The sequence below is a fragment of the Paenibacillus sp. FSL E2-0177 genome (assembly GCF_037992975.1).
In the GTDB taxonomy this organism is placed as follows: Bacteria; Bacillota; Bacilli; order Paenibacillales; family Paenibacillaceae; genus Paenibacillus_AQ; species Paenibacillus_AQ odorifer.
Genome location: NZ_CP150307.1, coordinates 6916116 through 6930927, shown reverse-complemented (window position 1 = coordinate 6930927; position 14812 = coordinate 6916116). Strand labels below are relative to the sequence as shown.

The following is a 14812-nucleotide window of genomic DNA, read 5'->3' as shown; positions in this document are numbered from 1 at the left end:
AGACTGTCACTCCTTTAAATCTTCCAAATGTGGCATCAGCCATGAAGTGGAAATGTCGAAGAAAATAGGTTGGTGCTGATATTTATCCCCAGTAGGCAATATGAAGAGACAAAAAAATATGGATAAATTTGATTTGTTCACAACTTTATCCACAGCTTGTTGATAATTAAGAGAACAAACAAATCTATTCACATTCAAAAGTAATACCATCATAGCAAAACGCCCCTTGTTTTTCAATGAGCAGGGCTATTTTATCCACAAATTCAAGCACTTGTGTACAATTATTAGGAACACCACTACATATTGTTGATAATTTGTTTACGGTTCGACACTTTACGCCAAAGGTTCGATAATTTTATACACAGGTTGTGCTCAACTGTGAGTAGTCGACTTTATTTTTTGATCACAGGTGGATAACTGTCATATCTTGTGGATTACTTTTTTCCTGGGGAGAGTTGTGGATAAACACCTGAGCTTGAGGGGGAGGAACAAGCCGGTTACTAGGTTGACTTTTGCTCATAAAATATGTTTAAATATATAAAGGTGTTTTCTGTAAGGATATGTCTCGATATATAAAAATGATAATTCTTGTAGATACTGTCCCTACTATAAGGACGGCTTAGTCCGTTTCTGCTTATATGACAGTAATTAAGTTCCTGTAAGGGAGGTGCAATTATGAGACCGACATTTAGACCAAATGTGAGCAAACGTAGTAAGGTTCACGGTTTCCGTAAAAGAATGAGCACGAAAAACGGCCGTAAAGTGCTGGCAGCTCGCCGCTTGAAAGGCAGAAAAGTTTTGAGTGCGTAAGTTAGGCCACTAAGGGACCACTGCGGTGGTCTTTTTTTACTGCTTTTTATTATTATTGCTCTGCAAAAGTCTAGGATCTCGCTTAATGCGCTAGCTACACTTTGCGGGGCTATTTAACGTATATTGAGAAATATTTTGTGAGAAGTTGAAATTATTTTTCCTACTATATATAGAAGCTTAATTTCAGCACAGCAAATGTAGTCGTTTATGGCTGCTTGCAAATGCCTATACTATTAGAAGAAAAAATTCGGAGGGACACTTAAACCGGATTTTTATGAAGGAGATTCCCGTGCACAAAAAGTTACGTTTACGAAACCGTGCCGACTTCAGTCGTGTATACCGCCATGGGAAGTCATTTGCGAATCATCAATTTGTAGTGTATTGGTTTGGCAAAAAAGAGGTAGAGCGATTTAGAGTAGGTGTGTCTGTTAGCAAAAAGGTCGGAAACGCGGTTGTCCGTAACCGTATGAGAAGATTAGTTAAGGAAATCGTCCGTCACCATGAACCTGAGATTGCAGGTGGCTTAGACATGGTGTTTATCGTAAGAAAAGGAGCGCTTTCCATGGAGTATGCAGAGCTCGAAAAAAGTGTGCTGCATGTGCTTCGTAAAGCCAAGCTACTCAAGGCTTCCCGCAAATAAAGGGTGCTTAAGAGGCTTGTTTATTTGTATTCATAATTATGGTATGATTTACGGTGGAATGGAATGTTTAAGAGAGGGGTTTTGAAGTGTCTCTAATGAAGACTAGACGAGGAAAATGGTTTCTCCTCATCACGGTAATGGTGTTGTCGTTAGCTGTTCTGTCGGGATGCGCTCCGTCGACTGCTGTCACGCACACTACGGAGGATTTGAAGAATGGAGGCTTCTGGCAAAGTAATGTAGTGTATTATTTCGCCATTGCCTTGGACAAGTTTGCAGATTGGTTTAACGGAGAATATGGTTTAGCCGTACTTGTGATGGTTATTATTGTCCGCACGTTGATTCTTCCGCTTACTATTAAACAGGTGAAGAGCTCGCGTGCAATGCAAGCCATTCAACCGGAACTCCAAAAGATCCAGAAAAAATATAAAGACACACCTGAAAAGGTGCAGCAAGAAACAATGCGTTTGTTCCAAGAAAATAAGGTTAACCCAATGGCGGGTTGTTTACCGCTGATCGTACAAATGCCTATCTTTATCGCTCTCTACAACTCGATCTACTATAATCCACATCTACGGGAGCATACCTTCTTGTGGCTGGAGCTTGGTAAACCGGATCATCTGTTTATCTTGCCAGTACTAGCAGCATTAACAACATTTATTCAAACTAGAATGATGACCAAAATGAACCCAGTGCAACAACAAGGGCCAATGCAGTTCATGATGATGATCTATCCAGTTCTGATCTTCGTGATGTCGTACAATTTCCCTGCAGCCTTGCCACTATACTGGGTGTACAGTAACCTTTACACTATTATTCAGAACTACTTCTTATACCGCAACAACGATAAACACAAATTGGCAATCGCAAGTGCTGTAAAAAGTACAGATGACTCCAGTCCTGCTCCGAAGAGCAAAGGCGGCAACAAGTCATCGAAGGGAGCCAAAAAGTCAAAATGAGCAAAGTCGTCGCAACAGGGAAAACCATTGAAGAAGCTGTAGAACGGGGACTAACCCAGCTTGGAGTTCAAAAGGACCGGGTAACGGTCAACGTACTTGAGCAGCCATCAAGAGGATTCCTGGGATTGATCGGTGCGAAAGGTGCCAAGGTTGAACTAACCTTGATAGCCGAAGCCGCACCGGCATCAGCGGCGAGTGCTCCGTCACTGCCTCAACAGTCAGCAAGAGAGAGCAAACAGGAGGCCATCGGCGGTGTGCCACGCCAAGATTCCGGACAACCGGTGGAGGAAGCTTACCAAGAAGCCGTTCATTTCATTGTGGATGTCGCTAAGAGCATGGGGCTCGAAGTGGAGGTAGAAATCGTCCACACCAAGGAATCCACGATTCTGCAAATTTCCGGTCCAGATTTGGGACTGTTAATTGGCAGAAGAGGACAAACTCTCGATGCTCTACAGTATTTGGCTAATATTGTAGCTAACCGTTATTCCGACAGTTTTATACGGCTTGTGTTAGATGCAGAGAACTTCCGTGAGCGCCGTAAAAAAACGCTTGAAGAGCTGGCTGATCGTTTAGCCGGACGTGTAATTCGCACTCGTAAAGAGGTTGTATTGGAGCCAATGTCTCCTCAGGAGCGCAAGATTATCCACTCCAGGTTACAGGATCACCGGCAAGTGAGTACCCTCAGTAAAGGCGAAGAGCCAAATCGCCGCGTCGTTATAACCTTGAAGTAAAGACTATATGGATGCAATGACTCCTTGACCAATGTAAGGGGTCATTGTTTTTTTAAAAATAAAAGAACGTTTCTATTCAAAAAATATAAGTTTTGGGGTGAAAAACAGCATGCTTAGTGACACCATTGCTGCCGTATCGACGGCATTAGGCGAGGGAGGAATTGCTATTATTCGGGTAAGTGGCCCAGAGGCTATTTCCCAAGTGGCACCATTATTTCGTAGCCGAGTTCCATTAACTGAAGCGGAATCGCATACCGTTCATTACGGACATATCGTCAGTCCTGATAACGGAGAGAAGATGGAAGAAGTGTTGGTAACCGTTATGAAAGGACCACGTTCTTTTACGACAGAGGATGTAGTAGAGATCAGTGCTCATGGCGGTGTAATTTCTGTAAGAAGAGTGATGGATTTACTTCTGCAGCAGGAGATAAGGTTAGCCGAGCCGGGGGAGTTCACCAAGCGTGCTTTCTTGGGCGGACGTATCGATTTATCGCAGGCTGAGGCTGTTATTGATTTGATTCGCTCTAAGTCTGACCGGGCTTTTTCTGTAGCTTTAAAACAGGTTAGCGGATCCTTATCGGATCGAATTCATGCTTTACGCCATACACTTATTGAGATGCTGGCTCATATTGAAGTGAATATAGATTATCCAGAACATGATGTAGAATCCATGACAGCTGAATTTATTAAAGATAAAAGCAGTGAGGTTATGGAGGGAATAACAAAGCTGCTTAAGACATCTAATGAAGGAAAAATACTTCGTGAAGGGATTACGACAGCTATTGTCGGACGTCCGAACGTTGGTAAATCATCATTGCTAAACGCATTAGCGCGTGATAACAAAGCGATTGTAACAGATATTCCAGGAACAACACGTGATGTAATAGAAGAATTTATAACGATAAATAATATACCGCTTAAGCTGCTCGATACAGCGGGAATTCGTGAAACGATGGATGTTGTTGAGAAAATTGGGGTGGAGCGCTCCAAAGCGGCAGTTAGTGACGCCGACCTGATTCTACTTGTGCTGAATGCTAATGAAGAGCTGCATGAGGATGAATTGGCATTGATGGAACAAATCCACGGTAGACAGTGCCTAGTAATCATGAATAAAATGGACTTACCGCCCAAACTGGATAAGGATAAGTTGCTCTCATTTTTTGAAGAGTCTAACATTGTACCGATGTCCGTTCTGGAAGAGGAAGGTCTAGACAAACTTGAAGATGCCATTTCGACACTCTTTTTTGGTGGAAAGCTGGAATCGGGTGACTTGACATATGTGAGTAATGTGAGACATATAGCCCTGCTCAAAAAAGCCTATAAATCACTTCAAGACGCATACGATGCTGCAGAACAGTATATACCGATTGATATGATTCAAATCGATGTACGGCTCGCATGGGAACAGCTTGGTGAAATAATTGGCGATACTGCAGCTGACTCTTTGTTAGACCAAATATTCTCACAATTTTGTTTAGGAAAATAAGATTCACGATTTAATATAATTTCAAGGGGGAAACAGGACATGAGTTATGATGGAGGCAACTATGACGTTATCGTCATTGGCGCTGGTCATGCTGGCTGTGAAGCAGCACTGGCTGCAGCCCGGATGGGTTGCAGTACGTTAATGATCACAATTAACCTGGATATGGTTGCATTCATGCCCTGCAATCCGTCCATAGGCGGACCTGCCAAAGGACATGTAGTGCGTGAAATTGATGCGCTTGGCGGAGAAATGGGCCGCAATATAGATAAGACATTCATTCAACTGCGTATGCTGAATACAGGTAAAGGACCAGCAGTACATGCTTTACGTGCACAAGCTGATAAATTCCTTTATCAACATACAATGAAGGAAACTATGGAGAAAACGCCTAATTTGACACTTCGTCAAGGGATGGTTGAGCGTTTAATCGTTGAGGATGGACGCTGTGTAGGTGTAGTTACGAAGACTGGCACTGAGTACCATAGTAAGACTGTTATCCTGACAACAGGTACTTACCTGCGTGGTAAAGTGATTATGGGTGAGCTAACATATGAAAGTGGACCTAACAATCAACAGCCATCTGTGAAGCTTTCTGAGAACTTGCGGGAGCTTGGGTTTGAATTGGTGCGTTTTAAAACAGGTACTCCACCACGTGTACATCGTGATACGATCGATTTCTCTAAGACAGAAATTCAACCAGGGGACGATGAACCGAAATTCTTTTCGTTCGAAACGAAATCATCCGATAACGAACAGCTTCCTTGTTGGTTAACGTATACCTCTGAGGTTACTCATCAGATTATTAATGATAACCTTCATCGTGCGCCGATGTTCACAGGTATTATCGAAGGAACTGGCCCACGTTATTGCCCTTCTATAGAAGATAAGGTCGTAAGATTCAGTGATAAATCTAAGCATCAGATCTTTTTAGAGCCAGAGGGAAAAAATACATCGGAATACTATGTACAAGGTCTGTCCACTAGTCTTCCTGAGGATGTACAGCTAGCTATCTTACGTTCCATTCCCGGTATGGAAAAGGTAGAGATGATGCGTAACGGCTATGCTATTGAATATGATGCAATGGTTCCTACACAGCTATGGCCATCTCTTGAAACCAAACGTCTTCCAGGTCTGTTCACTGCTGGACAAATCAATGGCACTTCCGGTTATGAGGAAGCAGCAGGCCAAGGGGTTATGGCTGGAATTAATGCAGCACGCAAAGTGCAAGACAAAGAACCCGTAATACTAGATCGTTCACAGGGATACATTGGTGTACTCATTGATGATCTCGTGACTAAGGGAACGAATGAACCTTACCGTCTGCTTACTTCACGTGCAGAATATCGTTTGTTGCTTCGCCATGACAATGCAGATCTAAGACTTACACCTATCGGTTACGACATTGGTTTGATCACACAGGAGCGTTTCGATAACTTCACAGATAAGAAAGAACGGGTGGAGCGTGAAATTGTTCGTCTGCAAGAAACAAAGGTTAAACCTGTTGATGTAAACCAAGTACTAGCGCAATATGAATCGGCACCTATTGTAGATGGCAGTAATTTGCTTGTTCTGATGCGGCGCCCAGAGCTTGTATATAATTTTGTTGATCAAGTATCACCATCACCAGAGATGCTGGATGCAGAAATGAAGGAGCAAGTAGAAATCCAAATTAAATATGCCGGATATATAGAAAAACAACTTCAACATGTGGAGCGCCTGCAAAAGATGGAGAAGAAAAAAATTCCAGATGACATTAATTATAATGAAATCCATGGATTAGCGATGGAAGCGCGGCAGAAGCTGACTAAGATTCACCCGATCTCTATCGGGCAGGCTTCTCGGATTGCGGGAGTTACACCTGCTGATATTTCCATTCTTCTTGTATATCTTGAGCATTACAACCGGGTAACCGCGGCGAAAGGATAAGCTATGGATAATACGGAAGTTCAATTCACACAACTATTACAGGTACGAGGCATATCCCTTACAGCAGAACAGTTAGCACAATTTGATCTGTATTATAAGGAACTCGTAACCTGGAATGAAAAAATGAATCTCACGGGTATAACTGAGCGAGAGCAGGTATATACGAAGCATTTCTATGATTCTATTTCATTAGCTTTTTTCCTTGATATTAACGAGATCACCAATCTCGCAGATATCGGTTCAGGAGCTGGGTTTCCAGGAATCCCACTTAAAATATGTTTTCCTCATTTGAAGCTAACGATTGTTGATTCGCTCAATAAACGAATTTCATTTTTGCAGCATGTAAGTACGACATTGGGATTAACTGATGTACAATTGATCCATGGGCGGGCAGAGGAGGTCGCGCGCAAGTTCACTCATCGTGATGCCTATGATTTGGTTACAGCACGTGCGGTAGCAAGACTGTCTTTATTGAATGAATTTTGTCTTCCCTTCACACGCAAAGATGGGGTGTTCGCTGCAATGAAGGGCAGCGATCCTTCAGAGGAATTAAGCGAAGCTAAGTACAGCTTAAAAGAGCTTCGTGCTGAACTCAGCAAAGTGGAGTCGTTCAGCTTACCAGTGGAGGAGTCGGATCGACATATTATTATGATCCGTAAGACAGGAGCAACACCAGCTAAATATCCAAGAAAAGCGGGAATTCCTGCCAAAACACCATTGATAAAATAATGTTTCACGTGAAACATTGCCGATACTCAAAGTTCCTTTAGGAGCATTCTCTTTGAACAAAGGGAATGCTCTTTTTTTATGAAGTTGATGATAACAAAAATCGATAAATATCAAATTAGATAAAAATTAGATTTATAAGCTGATTTGGTTGTTGCACCTGTAAAAATGCAGGAAAAATAGGTCTTTACGGAGAATATGATTATGTGGAGAAAAGTGATAGAATAGCATAGTAGACTTTAATTTTGTATATAACTCCTTCTCTGTACTCTTGTTCGAAAGAAGGAGAGATTATGATGCCTGTTCATTATAGGTAATTCCATAATATCAGAATGTTTTAGATTGCTGTACGATATGCTTTCCGTGAAGAAGGTCAAGAAGATCGTACTATAACGAAATTAGGTGGTTATGAACGGAATGAAAGAACAATTTACCAAGCTATTTGGGTTTAACGAGCGGAGCAGCGGAGAAGAAATCAAACAAATACCAGTTCATGAGGTCGTTAGCAGTCCTTACCAACCACGGACTATATTCGATGATGACAAAATTGATGAGTTATGTCAGACAATTAAAACTCATGGTGTCATTCAGCCTATTGTTGTACGTATGCGAGATTCCATATATGAGATCATCGCAGGTGAACGGCGCTGGCGGGCAGTTAAAAAGCTTGGTTTAGAGACGATCCCTGCTATTGTCCGTGAGTTCAATGATTCTCAGGCTGCATCTATTGCGCTCATAGAAAATCTACAGCGTGAAGGTTTGACCTCCATAGAAGAAGCTGTCGCTTATCAGAAGTTAATTGATCTTCATCAATTAACACAAGAAAGCTTAGCACAACGCTTAGGCAAGAGTCAGTCGACTATTGCGAATAAGATTCGTTTACTCCACTTACCTGAAGAGGTTAAGACAGCGTTGATGGAACGTCAGATTTCCGAAAGACATGCGCGTTCACTCTTATCACTGGATAGTGTGGAAATGCAATTAAAAGTTTTGGCAGAGATTATTGCAAAAGGATTAAATGTTAAACAGACGGAAGCTCGTATTGCTTTCTATAAACAAGTTTCGCAAACTAAAAAGTCAAAACGGGTCTCCTATACCAAGGATGTTCGTCTAGCTCTTAATACAATTCGTCAATCTATTGATATGGTGTCAGGCTCAGGTATGGAAATCAAAACGTCAGAAAATGACCGTGGTGACCATTACGAGATTGTAATCCAGATCCCCAAAAGATAAATTGTTTCAAAAGCTGAAGGCGGCCTTAAAGTGATTGGCCGCCTTTTGTGTGACTTAAACCAGGATGTATTGCTCAGTCCTGCATTTTAGAGTTTTAGCTCATATAAAGTAACATAGTTTGGCCGTTTGTACTTGCGATCTACGAGAAGATTCTTCCTAACTATTCGAGGTGAAATTAGTGTCCAAGATTATTGCCATAGCAAATCAAAAAGGCGGTGTCGGTAAAACAACATCCTCTGTGAACCTAGGTGCCGGTATGGCTACATTAGGAAAAAGAGTGCTTCTAGTTGATATCGATCCTCAAGGTAACACTACCAGCGGCGTTGGCATCAACAAGGCGGACGTAGCGAATTGTATATATGACATTCTCATTAATGAAGTAAATCCTCTAGAAACGATACTTGAAACTCAAAATGAAGGACTGCACATCATCCCGGCAACCATTCAATTAGCGGGGGCGGAGATCGAATTAGTATCAACGATTTCCAGAGAGTTGAAATTGAAAAAAGCCCTAAATGCGGTTAAAAATAATTATGACTATATCATCATTGATTGTCCTCCATCCCTTGGGATTTTGACGATCAATTCCCTTACAGCTGCTGATTCGGTAATCATTCCGATTCAATGTGAATATTATGCGCTCGAAGGGTTGAGTCAGCTTTTAAACACCGTGCGTCTAGTACAAAAAAATCTTAATCCGCATTTAAAAATAGAGGGAGTACTATTAACCATGTTGGATGCCCGTACGAATCTAGGGATCCAAGTCATCGAAGAGGTTAAAAAGTATTTTCAGGAAAAAGTTTACAGAACTATCATTCCTCGGAATGTCCGCTTAAGTGAGGCACCGTCTCATGGACAATCCATTATTACTTATGATCCTCGCTCAAAGGGAGCAGAAGTGTATTTAGAGTTGGCAAAGGAAGTGATTTCTTATGAGTAAACGTTTAGGAAAAGGTCTGGATGCTCTGATTCCTTCTTTATCTATTAATGAAGATGATAAGGTAGTAGAAATCCCATTAGCTCAATTACGGGCTAACCCTTATCAACCACGCAAGGATTTCAATGAAGAAGCAATCCAGGAATTGGCTGAGTCCATCAGACAACATGGCGTGATTCAACCGATCATTGTACGGAGTGTTTTGAAGGGGTATGAAATCATTGCCGGTGAACGCAGATTCAGGGCATCGCAATATTGTGGTAAACCTACGATTCCAGCAGTCGTAAGAAATCTAAGTGATCAACAGGTCATGGAGATCGCCCTGATTGAGAACTTGCAACGTGAAAATTTAAATGCAATGGAAATCGCAGTTGCTTATCAAGGTTTGATGGATCAATTTTCACTCACACAAGAAGAGCTATCACTTAAAGTTGGAAAGTCCAGATCACACATCGCTAACTTCCTAAGATTGCTTACTTTACCGGAAGAAGTAAAAGAATATGTTTCACGTGGAACAATGTCTATGGGACATGCACGAGCTATTGTTGCCCTGAAAGATCCGGAAGTTATTAAACAATTGGCTGAACAATGCGTGGAACAGCAATGGAGCGTAAGAGAGCTTGAAGAAACAGTGAAAAATCTGGATCGAAAGCCAACGAACGGTACAAAGATTAAAGTTGTTAAACGTGATCCCTATATTGATAATGTAGAGGAAGTATTACGTGAACGGTTTAAAACAACGGTTAAGATAAAACAAGGTAAGGAAAAAGGGAAGATTGAACTGAATTACTACAGTGCGCAGGACTTAGAAAGATTGTTAGAATTATTGGGTAACTAAATGGGTATCTATGCCAAGAACATATCCTGAGCTATCCGTAATCGGATAAGTAGGGGTATGTTTTTTCAAAATATAAGGATGTATAAAGTGCAGCTGAATATTATCCTTATATTTTCTACAGATAAGGTTATTATCAATAAAGGGCGACAACGTTGTTTCTTCTTAATGAAAAAGAGTATGAGACGAGGAGCGGGGTTATGGAAGACTTCGTATATTTGGATCATGCGGCTACGTCCTGGCCTAAACCTCCAGAGGTGGCAGCTGCGATGATGAATGCTTTGCAGTCGGGAGCAAATGCTGGCAGAGGAAATTATTCGTTGGCCATGGGAAGCGGACGGGTGTTGGTGAGAGCCCGGAGTTTGCTGGCGGAGTTGTTTGGGGTTTCTAATGCACAAGACATAGCGTTTACCCAAAACACTACGATGGCATTAAATATGGCGATTAGAGGTACGCTCAAAGCAGGGGATCATGTAATCTCTACAATGACTGAACACAATTCTGTGCGGAGACCTTTGGAATATTTACGTAAGTCACTAGGGATAAGTGTTGATTATCTGAAGGTGGATCGAGCGGGTCAATTGGATTTGAACGAATTGGGCAAAACGTTTCGACCAAACACTAAAATGGTAATTTGTAATCATAGCTCCAACTTATTAGGTAGTATACTTCCCATTGGTGAAATCGGGGATCTAGCTAAAACAAAGGGTGCTATATTTCTAGTGGATGCTGCTCAAAGTGCAGGCTCGCTTGATATTGATGTGAAAAAGATGAATATTGACTTATTAGCTTTTCCTGGGCATAAAGGATTGCTTGGACCACAAGGGACTGGTGGGCTCTATATATCACCTGAATTGGATCTCGAGCCCTTAATGCATGGAGGGACAGGCAGTCAATCTGAGAATAGTGAACAACCCTCTGTTCGCCCAGATCGGTATGAAGCGGGAACGCAAAATGCGGTAGGAATTGCTGGTTTACTAGCTGGTGTTCAAAAGGTAAAATCGATAGGGACAAACGTTATCCACGAAAGAGAGTGGAAGCTGACTCAACTGCTGATGGAGGGCTTGTCCCATATTCCAAACATTAAACTGTTAGGGCCCACATTAGGGGCTCCGAGAACTGGAATTGTGTCGTTTGTAGTGGATGGGGAAGAATCGGCGAATATAGCCCACCGTCTAGATCGTGAGTATAAAATAGCTGTCAGAGCGGGTATGCATTGTACCCCACTGGCACATAAGGCTGTTGATACACTAGAAAGTGGTGCTGTTCGGGCGAGTGTAGGCGTAGATACAACAGAGCATAATATAAGCAGAATGCTAGCTGCTATGGATGAGTTATATGGCTGATGCCCGCAGCAGATAAATAAAAAGGATGGTCCATTCATGTCTGAAATGAATCAATTAATTAATGAACAGTTGCAGTGGTTTGTGTTTGGTTTCGTAGTAATTATGCTAGTACTGATAGTGACTGTAATCGCCCAGGGAGCTAAGCTGCGGACTATACGGCGCAAATATGAGGCCATGATGGCAGGAAGCGGTGTGGAGGATCTGGAAGGCCTTCTGGTTGATCTGAAGAACCAAAGCGACATGCTGGAAGAAGAACAACGTGAGCAAAAAGCGTTGATAGAAGCTACCCAAGTCAAAATCCGCGGCATGAAGTCAAATATCGCTCTGAAGCGTTATAATGCCTTCGGTGAACGTGGTAATGATTTGAGCTTCTCGGTGGCTATTCTGGATGACAATAGCAGTGGCATTGTATTAACCAGCCTTCATAATCGTGAGAACTCATATATTTACTCCAAGCCTATGCAAAATGGGGAATCACAATATGCCTTATCGCCTGAAGAAAAAGAAGTTATAACTCTCGCGTTGCAGCAGAAGTAGCATGCAGATTCCATTGTTTTAAAGCAGAATATAGACTTGTAGCGATAATATCAGATAATCGCATGACTAGACTTAGCCGTGTATTCTGCAATACGAAATACTCCATAAAGCCGCCGACATTAACGATTCCAGTCAAATGGATATCTCCAACCGGCGGCAATTGTTTATTTACGCCAGCTCCTGGTCTGAGGGGACCTTCAACGACTTGGATGCAGCCAACACTAGTAGAGTGACCTAAGCAGGCATCTATTCCGATGACAAACGGGTTATTATATTTTTCATTAATTAGAGACAAAGTCTCTTCAAGATTGACGGCATGAACCGGTTCTTCAAGGGTACCGTATAAATGAAACAATGGACTATGAAAACGGGATAATGCAGTACCAACAAGAGGACCGAGAGAATCTCCGGTGGAGCGATCAGTGCCTACACAGATGACGATAATTTGAGTCTCTGGACGCGTGCGTGAAAAGTGAAAAAGTAGCCGATGAGTAATTGCGGAATAGATATCGGGATCTGTATGTGATATTTTTAAACAGGACGTTTCTTGCGCTGCTGTAGCCTTGGATGAGGAGTTCATACCATCTTCCTTTCTAAGGGTGATTCTATTTGTTGGTATCTAGTATATGGATAGAAGAGGGGTTTTATACTCCAGCAGCAAGAGATAGGACGATAAACCTATGGAGAGGCTTGACGTATATGCAGGATGAGATGTTAATAGCGTTTGACTCCACCCAGCAGGCGCTTCGTGCTGAAATGCTGCTTGAGTATGCTGAAATAGAAATTGATATATTTCCAACTCCGAAGGAGATCACCGCAGGCTGTGCAATTTCAATTCAGTTTTTTCAAAATGCGCTGGAAGAGGTAAAAAGAATTATAGTTGAGCAGGAAATAGAAATACGCGGCATCTACGGAAAACACAACGAGAACTACATACTGATTTAGGGGTAGGGAGGAGTACATGCGATGAATATGTGGATACTGGAGGCTGATACACCCGGTGCGGATACATTAAAAGATGCCATTCGCTTTAAAGATAAGGTGTGGAATTGGTTTACCGATGCTGATATGTGGGCGGATGTATTATTTGCGGGTCTACGGATTCTTGTTATTTTTCTCTTAACCCGGGTTATTATTAAAATTGTTTCTAATATTATTGATCGTTCGCTTGAGCGTAAAACCGGTGGCAGACTTCTGTCCAACACACGAAGGTTTACTACGGTTGGGGAATTGATGAAAAATGTAGTGACAGTTATCTGTAATTTTGTGATGATCATGCTCGTGCTTTCTGAGTTCCACTTCGATTTGGCACCATTGTTGGCTGGAGCGGGTGTGCTTGGTTTAGCAGTGGGTTTTGGGGCGCAAAGTTTGGTGAAGGATGTTATTACAGGTTTCTTTATTATTTTAGAGGATCAATTTGCAGTGGGTGATGTAATTCAAACGGGGACCTATAAAGGAACGGTAGAATTAATCGGACTGCGAACAACCAGACTGTTAAGCACAACTGGAGAAGTATTTATTATCCCGAATGGATTAATCACGAACGTGACCAATTATTCTCTCTCGAATGCATTGGCTGTAGTTGATGTTCCTGTAAAAATGGAGCGGAGCTTGGAGGCCACGCTAGGTTTGATTGGAGAAGCGCTAAAAGGAATAGAAGAGCGTAACTCTAATGTTCTTGCTTATCCTAATGTGCTCGGTATACAGTCCATGAGTACTTCGGAATATGTAATTCGTATAGCGGCTAGCTGTTTACCTAATGCAAAAGAGGTTGCGGAGAGACAGATTCAGAATGATATTAAGCAGGCACTAGAGAAACTAAGCAGTCTAGAGCAGACCCAAGCTGCTCAAGCCGAAGAGGAAGCGCGTTTGAAGGCAGAAGAAGAAGCAAAGGCTGAAATTGAACTGGCAAAAGCAGAAAATGAGCAGGAAGTATCGGATACGCCTGACACTGGATCAAGACGCCAAATCGCAGCTACACAAGAGGGGAAAAAGGGGGAAGGGTAGTGGAACGTAAAGTTTTTCAGCTTGGAGATATTGTACAGATGAAGAAACAGCACCCTTGCGGTTCTAATGAGATGGAGATCATTCGTATGGGGATGGATATCCGCATTAAGTGTACAGGATGTCAGCATAGTGTTCTGATTCCTCGGGCGAAATTCGAGAAGAATATGAAGAAGGTACTGCGTTCTGCAGAGGGAAATACAGACAATAATTAAACTTGCAAATGGCATGTCTGCATGATACAATTATTTTTGCTGCGGAGAGGTACCCAAGAGGCCCAAGGGGGCTGACTCGAAATCAGTTAGGCGTGTCACAGCGTGCGTGGGTTCGAATCCCACCCTCTCCGCCACTTCAGCATAATATAACATTTTAATGAATCCTTCGTTCCAGTAACGGAGGTTTTTTTGTGTCCACTGAGCTGTTTGCAAAAGATCATAACATGCAAAAAGAAGGGCCCTTTCGGGTCCTTCTTCAAGAGGCAGTACATCAATGATGTTGGAATTTCTCTGTATATAGCGACTAAAGTGATTTAGGCGTTGCTGAGGTTACTGCTTTTTAGACAATAACCCACTACTATTCCCAGCTAACAATAGATGCTGAATCAGATATCCTGTGATTGTGTTCGTCTACGACGGCCAACGGAAC

16 protein-coding genes and 1 tRNA gene are annotated in these 14812 nt (G+C 42.2%); 16 read left to right on the top strand and 1 reads right to left on the bottom strand.

Annotated features, from left to right (window positions below; translation table 11 throughout):
- Positions 1-675: 675 nt before the first annotated feature.
- The 12 genes from rpmH (at position 676) to MHI25_RS30815 (ending at position 12163) form a co-directional block, all read left to right on the top strand.
- Entirely contained in the window at positions 676-810 is a 135-nt protein-coding gene (gene rpmH, locus MHI25_RS30870; protein WP_036677745.1) for a 50S ribosomal protein L34, read from the top strand.
- A gap of 289 nt (positions 811-1099) precedes the next feature.
- The gene (gene rnpA / locus MHI25_RS30865) at positions 1100-1450 is read left to right on the top strand and encodes a ribonuclease P protein component (protein ID WP_036677842.1); all 351 of its coding nucleotides are present in this window, start codon (positions 1100-1102) and stop codon (positions 1448-1450) included.
- A gap of 86 nt (positions 1451-1536) precedes the next feature.
- Entirely contained in the window at positions 1537-2406 is an 870-nt protein-coding gene (locus MHI25_RS30860; RefSeq protein WP_036677747.1) for a YidC/Oxa1 family membrane protein insertase, read from the top strand.
- Entirely contained in the window at positions 2403-3137 is a 735-nt protein-coding gene (gene jag, locus MHI25_RS30855; RefSeq protein WP_036677749.1) for an RNA-binding cell elongation regulator Jag/EloR, read from the top strand. Before MHI25_RS30860 ends, jag begins: the two co-directional genes overlap by 4 nt.
- 109 nt (positions 3138-3246) lie before the next feature.
- Positions 3247-4623, top strand: a complete 1377-nt coding sequence (gene mnmE, locus MHI25_RS30850) for a tRNA uridine-5-carboxymethylaminomethyl(34) synthesis GTPase MnmE (protein WP_339191321.1) — start codon at positions 3247-3249, stop codon at positions 4621-4623.
- A 39-nt stretch (positions 4624-4662) separates the two neighbouring features.
- On the top strand, positions 4663-6549 hold the full coding sequence (gene mnmG / locus MHI25_RS30845) for a tRNA uridine-5-carboxymethylaminomethyl(34) synthesis enzyme MnmG (RefSeq protein WP_076301556.1): 1887 nt from the start codon (positions 4663-4665) through the stop codon (positions 6547-6549).
- A 3-nt stretch (positions 6550-6552) separates the two neighbouring features.
- Entirely contained in the window at positions 6553-7278 is a 726-nt protein-coding gene (gene rsmG / locus MHI25_RS30840; protein ID WP_340394786.1) for a 16S rRNA (guanine(527)-N(7))-methyltransferase RsmG, read from the top strand.
- Positions 7279-7692: 414 nt separating this feature from the next.
- Positions 7693-8508, top strand: a complete 816-nt coding sequence (gene noc, locus MHI25_RS30835; RefSeq protein ID WP_036677760.1) for a nucleoid occlusion protein — start codon at positions 7693-7695, stop codon at positions 8506-8508.
- A 178-nt stretch (positions 8509-8686) separates the two neighbouring features.
- A complete protein-coding gene (locus MHI25_RS30830; protein WP_036677762.1) occupies positions 8687-9448 on the top strand; it encodes an AAA family ATPase in 762 nt (253 codons plus the stop codon).
- Positions 9441-10283: a ParB/RepB/Spo0J family partition protein gene (locus MHI25_RS30825; protein ID WP_036677764.1), complete on the top strand. Its 843-nt coding sequence runs from the start codon at positions 9441-9443 to the stop codon at positions 10281-10283. Before MHI25_RS30830 ends, MHI25_RS30825 begins: the two co-directional genes overlap by 8 nt.
- A 197-nt stretch (positions 10284-10480) precedes the next feature.
- Entirely contained in the window at positions 10481-11626 is a 1146-nt protein-coding gene (locus MHI25_RS30820; RefSeq protein WP_340394785.1) for an aminotransferase class V-fold PLP-dependent enzyme, read from the top strand.
- A 36-nt stretch (positions 11627-11662) separates the two neighbouring features.
- Complete coding sequence (locus MHI25_RS30815; RefSeq protein ID WP_036677768.1) at positions 11663-12163, top strand: DUF4446 family protein; 501 nt, start codon at positions 11663-11665, stop codon at positions 12161-12163.
- On the opposite strand, the gene yyaC is transcribed toward MHI25_RS30815, so the two are convergent.
- Positions 12135-12743, bottom strand: coding sequence for a spore protease YyaC (yyaC, locus tag MHI25_RS30810; protein ID WP_036677770.1), 609 nt, complete (start codon positions 12741-12743; stop codon positions 12135-12137). The two genes, MHI25_RS30815 and yyaC, sit on opposite strands and share 29 nt — an antisense overlap.
- Before the next feature lie 119 nt (positions 12744-12862).
- On the opposite strand from yyaC, the gene MHI25_RS30805 reads away from it, so the two are divergent.
- The 4 genes from MHI25_RS30805 (at position 12863) to MHI25_RS30790 (ending at position 14516) form a co-directional block, all read left to right on the top strand.
- Entirely contained in the window at positions 12863-13108 is a 246-nt protein-coding gene (locus tag MHI25_RS30805; protein ID WP_076124321.1) for a DUF3343 domain-containing protein, read from the top strand.
- Positions 13109-13129: 21 nt separating this feature from the next.
- Positions 13130-14170, top strand: coding sequence for a mechanosensitive ion channel family protein (locus MHI25_RS30800; RefSeq protein ID WP_340394784.1), 1041 nt, complete (start codon positions 13130-13132; stop codon positions 14168-14170).
- Positions 14170-14382 carry a DUF951 domain-containing protein gene (locus MHI25_RS30795; protein ID WP_036677772.1) on the top strand — a complete coding sequence of 71 codons (213 nt, stop codon included), beginning with the start codon at positions 14170-14172 and terminating at the stop codon, positions 14380-14382. The genes MHI25_RS30800 and MHI25_RS30795 overlap by 1 nt, the downstream gene beginning before the upstream one ends.
- A gap of 43 nt (positions 14383-14425) precedes the next feature.
- A tRNA-Ser gene (locus MHI25_RS30790) sits at positions 14426-14516 on the top strand.
- Positions 14517-14812 lie beyond the last annotated feature (296 nt).